Source organism: Verrucomicrobiia bacterium (assembly GCA_019634635.1).
Classification (GTDB): Bacteria; Verrucomicrobiota; Verrucomicrobiia; order Limisphaerales; family UBA9464; genus UBA9464.
This window is the reverse complement of record JAHCBB010000004.1, coordinates 206,930-220,835: the sequence shown is the minus strand read 5'-3', so window position 1 is coordinate 220,835 and position 13,906 is coordinate 206,930. Positions and strand designations below refer to the sequence as shown.

Here is a 13,906-nt window from a genome sequence, read left to right as displayed (position 1 = left end):
GGAGCTTGCGCGGTGCCAAGATTCGATGGACCGGCCCTTTTGTTATCCAACCCAATAAATCTGAGGAGTTTCCGGGCACGAACCGTCCAACTCAGGCGTTGGGGCTCCCCAAAAATCAGGGTGAAGCACCTCGATTCGCCTCCGGCTGGGGAACTGCCCCCATTTCGTCCACGGACCGTGACTCTCCCGCCTTGGTGCCGTCCTTCCAGCCCCCCAGCCGGTAACGCAAATAGTCCCTCGAAACCCCCAGCTTCCGCGCCGCCTTGGAGACGTTGCCCTGTGTTTCGGCAAGTGCATGCTCGATCAGGCGGAGAATGGCCTCCTCCAGGGAGAACCCCGACTCCGGGAACCGGTACGACACGTTGAACCAGTCCGCGGCCGGCGCGCTTGCGTCTGCGGACGCCGCCATCCCCCCGGAACGACTCTCGGGCGGATGCCCGACGGCGCCGATCAGTTGATCCAGGTTCAGCCCATCGCCGTCCTCGAACACCAGTGCCCGCTCCAGTTCATGCGCCAGCTCCCTCACATTTCCGGGCCACCCGTAACCCATCACCCGGCGCCGCCCCAGGTCGGAGAGGCCGCGTGTTGGCAGCCGGTGCCGGCGGCTCAGACGCGCCAGAAGCGCATCGGCCAGCTCAAGAATGTCCTCTCCACGGTCGCGCAGCGGCGTCAGGACCACGCGGAACAGGTCGAGGCGGTGGAAGAGATCTTCGCGAAACCGTCCCTCACGGACCAGTTCCCGGAGGTCGCGGTTCACCGCGGCGATCACCCGCACGTCCACCGGAATGTCGCGATTCCCCCCCACGCGCCGGACCCGACGATCTTCCAGGACCGTGAGCAACTTGGCCTGCAACGGGAGGCTCAACGAGGCCATCTCGTCGAGAAACAGGGTCCCGCCGTTGGCCGCTTCAAAGAGTCCCATCCGGGCGCTCCGGGCGTCGGTGAACGCCCCCTTTTCGTGACCAAACAATTCCGACTCGGCCAGACTCTCGGGGATGGCGGCACAATTGGCCTCGATCAGCGGCGCAGAGGTCCGCGGACCCTGCCCATGGATCCACCGGGCAATCGTGGTCTTGCCGGTCCCGGTTTCTCCCTGGATCAACACCGGTGACGGGGTGGCCCCACCCTCGTGCAGGCGCCGATCGGCGGTGAGGATCCGTTGGAGCTGTCCTTCGAGCCCCGCCAACGAGGCCCCGAAGAAAAACGAGGAGATCGGGGCATCCGCCCGCCGGTGCTCCGCCGCCCGGACCGCCTGGCGCTGCTGCCGCGCACGCGCCAGACTCAGGGCCAGGGCTTCGGGTTCGAAGGGCTTGGTGAGGTAATCCAGGGCGCCCAGCTTCATGGCCGCCACGGCCCCCTCGACCGCCCCCATGGCGGTCATCATGATGACCCCGGTTCCGGAGCCAAAAACCCCCTCCCCCAGCAGGTCGGTTCCGGAGCCATCCGGCAGATTCACGTCCACCAGCGCGAAGTCGAACCCCAAGTCCCGCACCAGCTGGCGCGCCGACGCCACCGAGTCCGCCTGGGCCACGTCGGCACCCAGGCGCTCCAGCGTGGCTGCGATATGCCGCCGCAGCAGCGGCTCGTCATCCACAACCAGGATGTGGAAACCGGTCAGTGCGTCCGAAGGCATCGGCGGATCGTGCCGGGAGCCCGGCGCATTGGCGAGCCGGATGCACACAACCCTGCGTCGCCTTCGGACGGAACCGCTGGTGTGGCCGGAGGCCGGCCGGGTGCGATTGCTTCCAGCCGCGGTGCCACACCACTGTCGCGCCAGAAACCCGGCTTGATATGGGTTGCCGCTCCGCAACGTTTGGGCACCCACATCGCGAAGACGACGATTGAACACCTGCAACCCGCTGCTCAAAATGGACTGAAATTCTCGGGCAAGGCCGGACGCTTCAGCGATGCGCACCCGGAAGTCAGGGATTGAGCATCCGGATGACCTCCCCGTGCAGACCGGGGGCACAGGCGACGGCGGAAAGCGGACCCTCTCCGAGAACCGGGCCACCCTGCCAGTTGGTGATCTTCCCGCCGGCTCCCTCGATGCAGGGGATCAGCGGGAGCAGGTCCCAGGCGTTCATGACCGGGTCCACCATGATGTCCGCCCAACCCGCGGCAACCAGCAGATAGCCATAGCCGTCGCCAAATGTCCGGTAGAGCGCCGTGCGATCGGCAAGGGTGGCGAACGCGGCGCCGTTCTGGTAGCGCGCCGGGAACGCCGGGTCGGTGGTCAGCAGGGTCGCCTCGGAAAGGGTGCCGGTGGTGCGAACGCGCACCGGACGCCCGTTGAGCGTCGTGGAGCGTCCGTCTCCAATCATCAACTGACGCAGCACCGGCTGCTGGATGGCCCCCAACACCGGACGCCCCCGGTGCACGAGTCCGATCAGGGTCACAAAGAGCGGCACTGCCGTGACAAACGACCGGGTGCCATCAATGGGATCGAGAACCCAGACGAACTCCGCATCCTCCCGCACCGTGCCGAACTCCTCCCCGATGATCCCGTGGTCCGGGAAGCGTTGCTCGATGATCTCGCGCATCACGTGTTCCGCACCCCGGTCGGCCTGCGTGACGGGTGAGGCGTCAGACTTGAGCTCGACCCCGAGGTCCAGCCGGCCAAAATACGGCAAAATGACCTCGCTGCTGGCGGCGGCGAGGTCCCGGATGCAGGCAAGGTACGGCTCCAAATTCATTGGCACCAAGCCAACCAGCACGCGATCCCAATGCCCAGTCCGGATCCCGGCCCCGTGGCGCCCGCCGGCAACCCCTCCGACCCGCGGCTTGTTTAACCCCGACCCCATTGGCTAGGGTGGCCCCCTGACATGGAACCTGGAGACTTCGCCGGCTTTGACCCTGCAGCGGCGCAGCAGTTCCTGAGGGAGCTGCCGCCGGAGACCCGCCGGCGCGGCGAGCAGCTGCATGCCGACGGCATCGTTCAGGACCTCCGGTGTGTGCGTCCCGGCGAGGAGTACGTGGCCGACATCCAGGACGGCACCCTCCTCCAAACCACGCTGTCCTTCGACCGCGACACCGCAGCCTGGTGGGAAGCCTGCTCCTGTACCGCGGGCGGCGGATGCGAACATGCCGCCGGCATGATGCTGTCGCTGCTGGCGGAACACAGCGCGACGTCCGCCCGCTCGCTGAGTGCAGGCCGCAAGAGGCGACGAACGGAGGAGCGCCCGACAGCCTCCGGGGTGTTGTCACGTCACGTTGCCGAAGCCCTCGACCGTGCCCTCTCCCGGGCGGAGTCCGACTTCGTGCGCAAGGTCGAGGAGCGGTTTGCCCAACTGCGTGAAAAGCCGACCCTCACCGGGGACGATCTGGTCGCGCTCGGCATCCGCGCCACGGGCAACACCTGGGAGAAGCTGGACCTCTGGTCGTCGCCGCCCCGGGACGAACTGGAGTTCTGGCGCCACCTCGCCCTCGCCGCCGAGGAACGTGAACTGCCCTGGCCCGAATTCCTTCGGCCGGTCACCGACCTCACCGAACTGCGGGCCAGGGTCCAGGCCTGGCGCCGCAACCGCGACGTCGAACGTTGGAGAACGCTGCTCGGCAACCTGCAACTGGGCCCTGCCGAGGACGCGCGATCCGCCGACGAAGTCGAGCTGCGGTTGCGCTTGACCGAGTCCGAGGGGTTGATCGAATTCCGGAAGCCGGGAGCCCTCGAGTGGACCCCGATCAAACCCGGCAAATTCCGGGACTTTGACGAGAAGCACGGCGATCAGCTCGCCCCGGAAGTGGCACTGCTCTGGCAACCCCTCGCCCAGCGCGCCCGGTATGGCCATCCAGTCAATCTGGTGTACCACGACCAGCAGACCCGCCGCCTGCTGAACCGGCTCCTGCGGATGCCCGCCCTCGAACGTTTCCTGACCGGCACGGATGGGGGTCCGCTGGTGCGTCCGGAGGCACCCCTGCGATGGCAGTTGGATTCCGCAGTGGACGAGCGGGACGACTACCAGCTACGACTCGTGCAGCCGGACGGGGCACCCGCGCCAAGGATCCTGGGAGTGCTGCCGGGCCGGCCGACACTGTATCTGACCTCCGATGCCGTCTGGGCCGGTCCTCCCGTCGAGGACCACGTGCTCGACCCGGCGGCGGTGACCCTGATCCCCGCCCCCTCGCTGGAGACCGCACCGGGCGTCCGATTCCTGCACTATCTCGGGGTGCCACTGCCCGCCCGGCTTGCGGGCCGGGTGGAAACCGTGTCGCTGGAGCCGGTCATCCAGGGGGAGCTGCGAGCGATCGCCTTCGGCAACGACACCGAGTACGCGGTGATGGATGCGCTGGGCCTGGCACCGGACGCCCACTACACCGAGCGGTGGAACGGCACCGCCTGGCTGGAGGTCAAACCCGCCGAAAGCGGCGCCGATCCCGCGTCCGCCGCGAGACCCCAGACTGCGGAGCGTCTGGTCACCTTTGAACGCAACCGCCTGGCCGAGGTGCCGCGACTGATGGAGGCGGGTGGATTCAAATGGGATTTCGCGCGACAGCGCTGGCTCCTGCGGATCACCGCACGGTTTCCCGAGCAGTTCATGGCCTGGAAGGACCTGGTGCCGGAAAGCGTGCGGCTCGATCTGCGGGGCGAACTCGGATCCTTCTCGCAGGCCACCGTGGCGGGGCGTGTCCGGCTCGACGTGGCGGAAGCCGGGATGGATTGGTTCGACCTCAAGGTGGTCCTCGAGGTCACCGACACCCAGCTGACATCCGAGGAGGTGAAGGTGCTCCTGGATGCCCGCGGAAAATGGGTCCGCCTCGGAACCAAGGGATGGCGCAAGCTGGAGTTCAAGCTCTCGCCGGAGGAGGACCTGCAACTGGCGCGCCTCGGCATCAATCCCCACGAACTGACGAGCGAACCGCAGCGCTTCCACACGCTCCAGCTCGCCGATGCCGCCGCGCGATCCTTCGTCACCCCGGAAAAATACGAACTCATCCGACGCCGCGCGGCGGAAATCCAGGCCCGCGTCACCCCCGAGGTGCCCGTTGCCCTGCACGCCGAGCTGCGTCCCTACCAGCGGGAGGGCTTCCACTTCCTCTGCTACCTCGCGACCAACGGATTCGGCGGCATCCTGGCCGATGACATGGGGCTGGGCAAGACGCTGCAAACACTCGCCTGGCTGACCTGGCTGCGCTCCGGGGAAGCCGGGGAGACGATCTCCGCCGAACCGCCCGTTCCCGCTCCAGCCCGGGCCGGCGGCCGTCGCCGGCCAGGCGCCCCGGGCCCGGCAACTGCCGCATCCCAAGCCGCAGGCAACGCGGGGCCGGTGCTGGTGGTGTGTCCAAAATCCGTGACCGACAACTGGCGGGCGGAAACCGCCAGGTTCGCGCCGCACCTGCGCGTCAGCGTCTGGCGCAGCGAGCAGGTCAAGGACCTGGCAGCACTGGTGACCCAGGCCGACATCCACATCATCAACTACAACCAGCTCCGAATGCTCGGCGAGGACCTGGGCCGCATCGCCTTCCACGCCGTGATTCTGGACGAGGGCCAGTACATCAAGAACCCCTCGAGCATCACCGCACAAATCGCACGCGGCCTGCGGGCACGGCACCGTCTGGTCCTCTCGGGCACCCCGATCGAAAACCGCCTTCTGGACCTGTGGAGCCTCATGAGTTTTGCGATGCCTGGAGCCCTGGGGAGCCGGTCGGATTTTGCACGCCTGTTCGACACCAAGGGCGACACACTGACCCGCCAGCGACTGGCCGCCCGTGTGCGCCCGTTCCTGCTGCGGCGCACCAAAGCCCAGGTGGCCCGCGATCTGCCGGACCGCATCGAGGAGGACCTGTTCTGCGAACTCGAGGGGGAACAGCGAACCCTCTACCGCGCGGAGCTGAAACGGGCGCAGGCCATGCTGCTGCGGGTGACCACGCCGGCCGCGCTGGCCAAACACCGTTTCAACTTCCTCACCTCCCTGCTCCGGCTGCGCCAGATCTGCTGCCATCCGCGTCTGGCCAAGCCCGACTCCGAGGCCGAGAGCGCCAAGACGGAGGCCCTGCTGGAAACGCTGGAGCCCCTCATGGAGGAGGGGCAGAAGGTCCTCGTGTTCTCCCAGTTCGTTGAGATGCTGGATCTGCTCCGTGAGGCCATCGCGGCGCGGGGCTGGAGCACCTACTACCTGGTGGGCGGGACGGAAAAGCGCGGGGATCTGGTCCGGCAGTTTCAGGCGCACGACGGCGCCGCCGTCTTCCTCATCTCGCTGAAGGCCGGCGGCTTCGGACTCAACCTGACCGCGGCGAGCTACGTGGTTCTGTTCGACCCCTGGTGGAACCCGGCGGTGGAGGCCCAGGCCATTGACCGCAGCCATCGCATCGGTCAGGCGCAAAAGGTCATCGCCTACCGCCTGCTCATCAAGGATTCGGTTGAGGAGAAGATCCGGGCCCTGCAACGCCAGAAATCACGCCTCGCCGGCGACATCCTGGGCGAGGAGACCTTCGCGCAGAACCTGACGCTGGATGACCTCCAATTCCTGCTGACCGACTGACCCGGCGACCGGGTCGGGCTCCCGGCACGCGCGTCATCCCGCGCGATGCGCCCGTGGCGCCACGCCCGTCAGAAGTCGGGGAAGGTTCCTTGACCGCGCGGCCCGGGACGATTCCATCCCCGGCATGCCAAGAAGCACTTGGATCATTGCCGCGTTCCTCTCGGTGATCGCCGTGGCTGCGGTGGGCGTCCTGCAGCTGCGCAACGCCGCGGCGGCCCGCCAGCGCGCCGAGGAGTCCGCAAAGGTGGCCCGGCAGGAGTTCGCCGCAGCCGAGGAGGCCCGCGCCCTCCAGGCCGCGGAGCTCCAGGTCGCGCAATCCCGGGTCGCTGAACTGGAGGAGGCCGTCGCGAAGGTCGAGCAGGCGCAGTCCGGCCTCGAGCAACAGCTTCGCACGGAACTGGAGTCCCGTGAGATCACGATCTCCGAGCTGCGGGGACGCCTCACGGTCAACATCCTGGACCGGGTGCTCTTCGACTCGGGCGAAGCCCGCCTCAAGCCCGAGGGCGAAGCGGTGCTGCGAAAGGTCGCAGAAGTGCTCACCCAGTTTCCGGAACGTGCCGTTCAGGTGGTCGGCCATACCGACACGGCGCCCATCCGGGGTCGCACCGCGGAAGGGTATGCGGACAACTGGTCCCTTTCAGCCGGACGCGCGGTCGCGGCGGTCCGCTTTCTTTCGGAGTCCGCCGGTGTGAGCCCGAAGCGACTGAGCGCCGTGGGATGCGGGGAATTCCATCCCGTGGACACCAACGACACGGTGGAGGGACGGGCACGCAACCGCCGGATTGCGGTGGTGGTGCTCCCCCAGGAATTTGCGGCGCCCGACGTCCGGGAAACACCAGTCCCTCCTCCGGCCGACACCATTCCGCATCCCGCGCAGACGCCGGAGTTTTGAACGGAGCGCCATCGGGGATGGATTCGCGGGCGACGGATCCCTCCGCCGCATCTTCCGGCAAAAATGCCCTTGCGCCCGCGACCCCGCGGTTCATTTTGCTCCTGCACCAAGGCCGGGCTCCCCCCCGGCTCCGCACGTCTCCCTCTTTTTGGTCCGCGCGGCCTCCGTCGAATTCCGTGGGTACGGAAACGGAACCGCCAGACGTTCCACCATTTTTCAACACATGCCTCGTGCCACCAAAGATCCGTCGGCTCCCAAAAAGCCACGGACTCCACGAAAGAAACCAAGCCTGATGGACAGCGACGATGAGACGCCCAAGGCGGTCTCTCCCGCCGCCGAAACGGAAATCGGGGTTCCCGGCCCGCTGGCGCCACTGGCGCCGCCCGCCTTTTCCAGCCGGACCCCGGCACCGGGATCCGAATCCTCCGGACCCGCTCCCGGCGACGATGCGGAACCTGAAGCGGCGCCACCCGCGGCGTTTTTCGAACCCAGGACCCTGCAGTTGCACCAGCTGCAGCCGATGCCGATCACCCGGCTCAGCGAGCTGGCGAAGGAGTTCGGCATCGAGAATTACGGCACGCTCAAGCGGCAGGAGATCATCTTCCAGATCGTCCAACGTAATTTGCAGGCCGGCGGGACCATCTACACCCGGGGCACCCTGGAAGTCATGCCCGAGGGATTCGGCTTCCTCCGGTCCGCCGCGTTCAACTACCTGCCCTGCCCCGAAGACATCTATGTCTCGCCCTCGCAGATCCGCCGGTTCGATCTTCAGAGCGGCGACGACATCGAGGGCCAGGTTCGCCCCCCCAAGGACAAGGAAAAATTCTACGCGCTGCTCCGCGTTGAGAAGGTTGCCGGCAACGACCCCGACGTCGCCAAGGAGAAGACCCTCTTCGAGAACCTGACACCGCTGTTCCCGAACCAGCGCGTCATCCTTGAAACCACCGGTGAGGAGCTCAACACCCGGGTCGTGGACCTCGTCTGCCCCGTCGGCAAAGGCACCCGGGGCCTCATCGTAGCCCCCCCCCGCACGGGCAAGACCGTGCTGATGCAGAAACTGGCCAATGCCGTCCTCAAAAACAGTCCCGACATCTACCTGATCATCCTGCTCATTGACGAGCGCCCGGAGGAGGTCACAGACATGGAGCGCACGTGCCGGGGCGCCGAGGTGGTCAGCTCCACCTTTGACGAACCACCGGAGCGTCACGTCCAGGTCGCCGAGATGGTCATCGAAAAGGCCAAGCGCATGGTCGAACACAAGCGGGATGTCATGATCCTTCTGGATTCCATCACGCGCCTGGCCCGCGCCTACAACACCGTCCAGCCCCACTCGGGCAAGATTCTGTCCGGTGGTGTGGATGCCAACGCCCTCCACAAGCCCAAGCGCTTCTTCGGCGCGGCGCGAAACATCGAGGAGGGCGGATCGCTGACCATCATGGCGACGGCGCTCGTGGACACCGGCAGCCGCATGGATGAGGTGATCTTTGAGGAGTTCAAGGGCACCGGAAACATGGAGATCCACCTCGACCGCGCCTTGGTGGACCGGCGGATCTTCCCGACGATCAACATCGAGCGTTCCGGAACCCGCAAGGAGGAGCTGCTGTATCACCCCGACGAGTACTCGCGCATCGCCGTGCTGCGGCGGGCGCTGGTCGGCGTTCCTCCCGTCGAGGCCATGGACCTCCTGCTGACGAAGCTCAAAAAGACGCCGAACAACATCATGTTCCTGCTCTCCATGGGCGCCCAGGCCCGGTAGGCGGCCGGCTGCGCCGCGGGCCCGGTGCGACGTCACCGCCCCTCCCCGGAGCCCCGCTCCCTCGCCATCCACCCGGCCGGTTCGCCAACGCCGGGTGGATGGTCCTTTGCAGGTCCACCGGCATTCCACACGCCGGAATTGGACCCACCCCCGAAATCGGCGCCTCCAAATTTGTACACCAGCCAGGAATCGCTTGACGCCTACTTTGATTTCTGTTTGATATCACTTAAATATTTAAACGAAATCTAAACGATTCAAGACCATGAACCCCGAACTCCCTGCCCCATCCAACGAGGAAACTCCCGGCCGCGCGGTTTCCGGCTGGCCCATGTTGTTGCTGAACCTGGCCTTCATGGGGGGGGCAATCGCCCTGATTGTCCGGGCCATCATCGGGGCCAACCGGGACGAATCCTTTGTCGCGCTCCTTGTGATCGGATTACTGGGTCTGGCCCTCACCATCGTTGTCTGGGCCGGCTTTTTCACCCTGCAACCCAACGAGTCCAGAGTTCTGATTCTCTTTGGAGCCTACCGCGGAACCATCCGTCGCAGCGGGTTCCACTGGACCAATCCCTTCTATTCCCGGCACGCAAAGATCTCCCTGCGCCGGCGCAACCTGAACGGCGAGCGCCTCAAGGTGAACGACAAGCGGGGCAATCCGATTGAAATCGCAGCCGTCGTGGTCTGGAGGGTGCGCGACACCGCCCAGGCGGCCTTTGATGTGCAGGACTACGAGAACTACGTGGAAGTCCAGAGCGAATCCGCCGTGCGACATCTGGCCTCCCGCTACGCGTACGACCACGGCGAGGACGATGAATTCACCCTCCGCGCCGGCGGCGACGAGGTGAACGCGGCACTGACCGGGGAGTTGCAGGAGCGGCTGGCGCTGGCCGGCGTCCAGGTGGACGAGGCGCGCATCACCCACCTGGCCTACGCGCCGGAAATCGCCCAGGCCATGCTGCGCCGCCAGCAGGCCGAGGCCGTGATCGCTGCCCGGACAAAAATCGTGCAGGGCGCCGTCAGCATGGTCGAAATGGCGCTGAACGAACTCGGAGCCCGCGGCGTGGTGACGCTCGATCCCGAACGCAGGGCTTCCATGGTCAGCAACCTGCTCGTCGTGCTGTGCGGTGAGGCCGAGGTGAGCCCGGTCATCAACACCGGCACCCTCTATCACTGAGGCGGCGATGAAACGCTCCGCCTACGCAGCCCCCTGGGGACGCCGGGTCTGGTGGATCACGCTCGGCATGGTGGCCTTCGCCTCGACCGCGGCGGTGGCCCTGCCCCTGCTGGCCGGCCGTCCCGGAAATCGTGCCGCGCTCCTGCTGCCCGCCGCGGCCCCCTTCCTGATCGTCGCCGGCACCTCCCTGTTCGCCATCCGGCGATACGAAGTCTCCGACGACACCTTGATCGTCGTCCGCAGTTTCTGGGTCAACCAACTCCCGCTGGCCGGACTCGAAAGCCTCGCGGCGGACCCCAAGGCCTGCAAGGGAGCGTGGAAAACCATGGGGAACGACGGTCTCTTCGCCATGCACGGGCGCTTTCGCAGCCGGCGCCTCGGATCCTTTCAGGCGTTCGTCACCAATCCTGAAAATGGCGTGATCCTCCGGTGGTCCAACCGCACCGTCGTGGTCTCCCCGGAGCATCCAGCCCGGTTCGTCGTTGACATCGAACGCCGGCTTCGGCGCCTGAAGGAGGGCCGCTGATGGCCGCCGAGCCCCGCAAGGCATTCCTGTTGCGCATGGATCCCGGACTCTGGTCAGAGCTCGAGGCCTGGGCTCAGGAGGAGCTTCGATCAGTCAACGGCCAGATTGAGTTCGTTCTCAGGGATGCCGTCCTCCGCCGGAGGGCACGGCGTGGGTCGGAGGAGGGCGATCCACCGGATTTCGGCACGGTCCGGTGAAGGCCCCGCCTGGGTGGATCCAATCCCGGCTCACGGGGACCCGCGCGCCGCGCGGATGAAGGACTCGCGGAGTTCTGTCCACCGGGCGTCGAGGTCGCGGACCCGCCCCGGATCACGCACCGCCAGGTTCACCACCTCCCCACGGTCCACGGCAAGATCGTACAATTCCCACGGAACCCCTTCCCCCGAGGCCACAATCTTCCAGTCGCCAAGCCGCAGGGCCCGGTTCCCTTCATGTTGCCACCACAAAGGCTCGGGGCGATGACCGATGTCCGCCTTCAACTGCCCGATCAGGCTCCGGCCCGGACGCCGCGCCACCCCTTCGTCCACCCCTGCCGCTGCCTCTGACACTCCCGCCAACTCGAGGAGCGTGGGAACCACATCAATCACGTGCCCCGATCCACGCCGCAGTTCGCCCCTCCCCGGAATGCCCGCCGGCCAGCTGGCAATGAGCGGGGTCGCAATGCCCCCCTCATGAACCCAGGTCTTGTGCCGGCGAAACGGTGTGTTGGCGACGCCAGACCAGCCCGGTCCAAGGCAAAGATACGATCCCACAGATCCAGGCACGGCGGCCGGATCATGTCCGGCACCACGCACCATCAGCTCCGCGGAGGCCCCGTTGTCCGACAGAAACAACACAAGGGTATTGTCCCCCACCCCCAAGCGGTTCAGGAGCGCCATGAGCCGTCCGATCTCGAGGTCCATCCGCTCAATCATGGCGGCATGGATCGCCATCTTCTTCGCTTGAAACGCACGCTGTTGCGGTGACAGGGCGGTCCAGGGGATCGGAAGCCGGACCTCGGCCGCTCCGAGGGAGGCCAGGGACTCCGAAAAGTCATAAGGCGGCCCGATTCCTGCCTCCACTTCAGGAGGCTCGTGACCCACCAGACCGAGATCGCGGATCCGACGGGCCCGCGCCGCACGCAAGACGTCCCAGCCGGGTCCATAGCGATCCTGCACCCGGACGATATCCTCCGACGGCGCCTGCAGGGGAAAGTGAGGTGCCATGAAGGCCAGATACGCAAAGAAGGGTTGCCCCGGATGGCCGGTCACGTGGTCCTCCAGATACGTCGCCAGCCGGTCCACGATCGCCGTGGTGGTGTAGTAGCTCCGGCCCGGTTCAACCGGGGGCAACGGCCGGTCATCTTCGAAACGGATCAGCGGACCGAAGTAACGGTCATGATCCTCGATGCGGTACGAGCGGTCGAACCCGCCATCCCGGGAGCCACCATCGAGGTGCCACTTGCCGGCATGATAAGAGCGGTATCCGGCAGGACGCAAAAGCACGGGCAACAGGGGCGCCCAGGTGGGCCGCACCCCGCCGGGCCCGCTCCGAACTCCGGGAACGGTGTCCCGCCGGATCTGTTGGGCGTAATACCCGGTCAGCAGCGCCGCCCTCGACGGCCAGCACCGCGACGTGTTGTAAAATTGCGTGAATCGCAGCCCGCGCGCCGCCAGGGCGTCCAGATGGGGTGTCAGAATCTCCCCCCCGTAACAGCCGGTGTCCGAAAACCCGAGGTCGTCAGCCAGGATCAGCAGGATGTTGGGACGCGGCGACGCAGCCGCCAGGAACGAAGGCTCACCAGCCAGCGTCCACAGCACGATCATCGCCGTCAGCACCCGCATCACGGTTGGCTCCGTTCCGGCTCCCTGAGTTGCGCTCGTCCCCCCCGATGCCCGGCGTCATCAAGATCCACTTGGTCACTCCCCTCCGCGAGTTGCCGCTCCAGCCAGGGAGCCAGTTCCCTGGACCACAGCAGGGCATGCTCCCTCAATCCCGCTGCGGAAAAATGCACCCCCTGGCCGCCCGAATCCCGAAACGCGCCGGTCAACGCATCGGTGTCGGGACCCGCAATCGCCAACCCGTCATCGCAAATGACCCGCTGCGCCGCACGAATGTCCTCGGACCCGGGATCGTCCGGCGAATGATAGCTGGCCCGCGCCACAAACCACGGCACCCGCCAGCCCGCATCGTTTCGAGATTCAACGATGAGCTTCCGAAGATGCTCCAGGTAGTCCGCCCCGGCCAGGGTGCACGACGGGTCGGCCTGATTGGCGTCCGACTCCCCCTGATGCCACAGCACGGCACGGATTCCGAGGGGACCCGCCGTGCGGAGGCGTCCGGCCAGCACCTGATACAGGGCGCCATCCGATTCCCACAAGCCGTCTGCCCGTTGTCGCACGCGGGCCTTGACGGTCGGAGGATTCAAAAACCGGCGGTCCACAGGCAGCCACTCACGGACGCTGGTGCCACCCGCAGCGAGGGCGATCCAGCCGACGGGCACCCCGAAATGCTCGACCAGCAAATCGCCCAACGGCGGCAGGAAGCTGCCCCCGTTCCCGCTGGCACCCGGCTGGGGGTCCCAGGCCGGCCGCCACGTCCGTCCGTCATACGTTGCGACAAGCCCCGTGCGGGGTTGCAGCCGTTCCTCGCCATGATTGGCTGCGTTGGACTGTCCCGCCACGAGGAACACCTCGCCCACAGCCACATGTTCCACCCGGGCCACCGCCACCGCGGATGCCTCCCCGTCCCGGCGCACCCGGACTTCCAGCCCATACCAACCACCCGCCGGCGCCTCGAGGGATCCATGAAAGGTCCGCTGACCCGCCGTCAGCGGGGTCAAGAGTTGCCAGTCACCTCCCCCGGGCGCGCCCCGCAAGCGGGTCTCCACCACACCGGCATCCAACCCCGTCCCCAACGTGCCCGCCACTCGAATGGTTCCCGAGGCGCGCCGGACCCGCTGGTGAACCTGATAGTCCAACGGCGCCTCGAGGCGGACGCCCCCGGACGGTTCCGCCCATGTCCCCGCGGGCACCCCAAGGGACACCAGGACCCAGCGCAGGATCCTGGGGAGGCGAAGGGATCGTTTCATGGGGCACCATCC

10 protein-coding genes are annotated in these 13,906 nt (G+C 66.7%); 6 read left to right on the top strand and 4 right to left on the bottom strand.

The features are described from left to right. Positions 1-115 precede the first annotated feature (115 nt). Positions 116-1,633 carry a sigma-54-dependent Fis family transcriptional regulator gene (locus KF791_04565; GenBank protein ID MBX3731850.1) on the bottom strand — a complete coding sequence of 506 codons (1,518 nt, stop codon included), beginning with the start codon at positions 1,631-1,633 and terminating at the stop codon, positions 116-118. Between the two features lie 289 nt (positions 1,634-1,922). Beyond that, on the bottom strand, positions 1,923-2,693 hold the full coding sequence (gene hisN, locus KF791_04560) for a histidinol-phosphatase (GenBank protein ID MBX3731849.1): 771 nt from the start codon (positions 2,691-2,693) through the stop codon (positions 1,923-1,925). Between the two features lie 129 nt (positions 2,694-2,822). On the opposite strand from hisN, the gene KF791_04555 reads away from it, so the two are divergent. From KF791_04555 to KF791_04530, 6 genes are all read left to right on the top strand, one after another. Further along, entirely contained in the window at positions 2,823-6,476 is a 3,654-nt protein-coding gene (locus KF791_04555; protein ID MBX3731848.1) for a DEAD/DEAH box helicase, read from the top strand. Between the two features lie 124 nt (positions 6,477-6,600). After that, positions 6,601-7,368: an OmpA family protein gene (locus KF791_04550; protein ID MBX3731847.1), complete on the top strand. Its 768-nt coding sequence runs from the start codon at positions 6,601-6,603 to the stop codon at positions 7,366-7,368. Between the two features lie 292 nt (positions 7,369-7,660). Further along, positions 7,661-9,124 carry a transcription termination factor Rho gene (gene rho / locus KF791_04545; protein ID MBX3731846.1) on the top strand — a complete coding sequence of 488 codons (1,464 nt, stop codon included), beginning with the start codon at positions 7,661-7,663 and terminating at the stop codon, positions 9,122-9,124. A 328-nt stretch (positions 9,125-9,452) separates the two neighbouring features. Further along, a complete protein-coding gene (locus KF791_04540; GenBank protein MBX3731845.1) occupies positions 9,453-10,298 on the top strand; it encodes an SPFH domain-containing protein in 846 nt (281 codons plus the stop codon). Positions 10,299-10,305: 7 nt separating this feature from the next. Then, complete coding sequence (locus KF791_04535; GenBank protein ID MBX3731844.1) at positions 10,306-10,824, top strand: hypothetical protein; 519 nt, start codon at positions 10,306-10,308, stop codon at positions 10,822-10,824. Then, positions 10,824-11,021 carry a hypothetical protein gene (locus tag KF791_04530; GenBank protein ID MBX3731843.1) on the top strand — a complete coding sequence of 66 codons (198 nt, stop codon included), beginning with the start codon at positions 10,824-10,826 and terminating at the stop codon, positions 11,019-11,021. The genes KF791_04535 and KF791_04530 overlap by 1 nt, the downstream gene beginning before the upstream one ends. 30 nt (positions 11,022-11,051) lie before the next feature. Here the strand turns inward: KF791_04530 and KF791_04525 are convergent, their stop codons facing one another. Continuing rightward, positions 11,052-12,647 (bottom strand): arylsulfatase, encoded by a 1,596-nt coding sequence (locus KF791_04525; protein ID MBX3731842.1) that lies wholly within the window; start codon positions 12,645-12,647, stop codon positions 11,052-11,054. Continuing rightward, complete coding sequence (locus tag KF791_04520; protein ID MBX3731841.1) at positions 12,647-13,894, bottom strand: hypothetical protein; 1,248 nt, start codon at positions 13,892-13,894, stop codon at positions 12,647-12,649. Before KF791_04520 ends, KF791_04525 begins: the two co-directional genes overlap by 1 nt. Positions 13,895-13,906 lie beyond the last annotated feature (12 nt).

Bases quoted from the DNA above. Each gene is read 5' to 3' on its own strand.
- KF791_04565 (MBX3731850.1), bottom strand. From the start codon at position 1,633: ATGCCTTCGGACGCACTGACCGGTTTCCACATCCTGGTTGTGGATGAC.
- hisN (MBX3731849.1), bottom strand. From the start codon at position 2,693: ATGAATTTGGAGCCGTACCTTGCCTGCATCCGGGACCTCGCCGCCGCC.
- KF791_04555 (MBX3731848.1), top strand. From the start codon at position 2,823: ATGGAACCTGGAGACTTCGCCGGCTTTGACCCTGCAGCGGCGCAGCAG.
- KF791_04550 (MBX3731847.1), top strand. From the start codon at position 6,601: ATGCCAAGAAGCACTTGGATCATTGCCGCGTTCCTCTCGGTGATCGCC.
- rho (MBX3731846.1), top strand. From the start codon at position 7,661: ATGGACAGCGACGATGAGACGCCCAAGGCGGTCTCTCCCGCCGCCGAA.
- KF791_04540 (MBX3731845.1), top strand. From the start codon at position 9,453: ATGTTGTTGCTGAACCTGGCCTTCATGGGGGGGGCAATCGCCCTGATT.
- KF791_04535 (MBX3731844.1), top strand. From the start codon at position 10,306: ATGAAACGCTCCGCCTACGCAGCCCCCTGGGGACGCCGGGTCTGGTGG.
- KF791_04530 (MBX3731843.1), top strand. From the start codon at position 10,824: ATGGCCGCCGAGCCCCGCAAGGCATTCCTGTTGCGCATGGATCCCGGA.
- KF791_04525 (MBX3731842.1), bottom strand. From the start codon at position 12,647: ATGCGGGTGCTGACGGCGATGATCGTGCTGTGGACGCTGGCTGGTGAG.
- KF791_04520 (MBX3731841.1), bottom strand. From the start codon at position 13,894: ATGAAACGATCCCTTCGCCTCCCCAGGATCCTGCGCTGGGTCCTGGTG.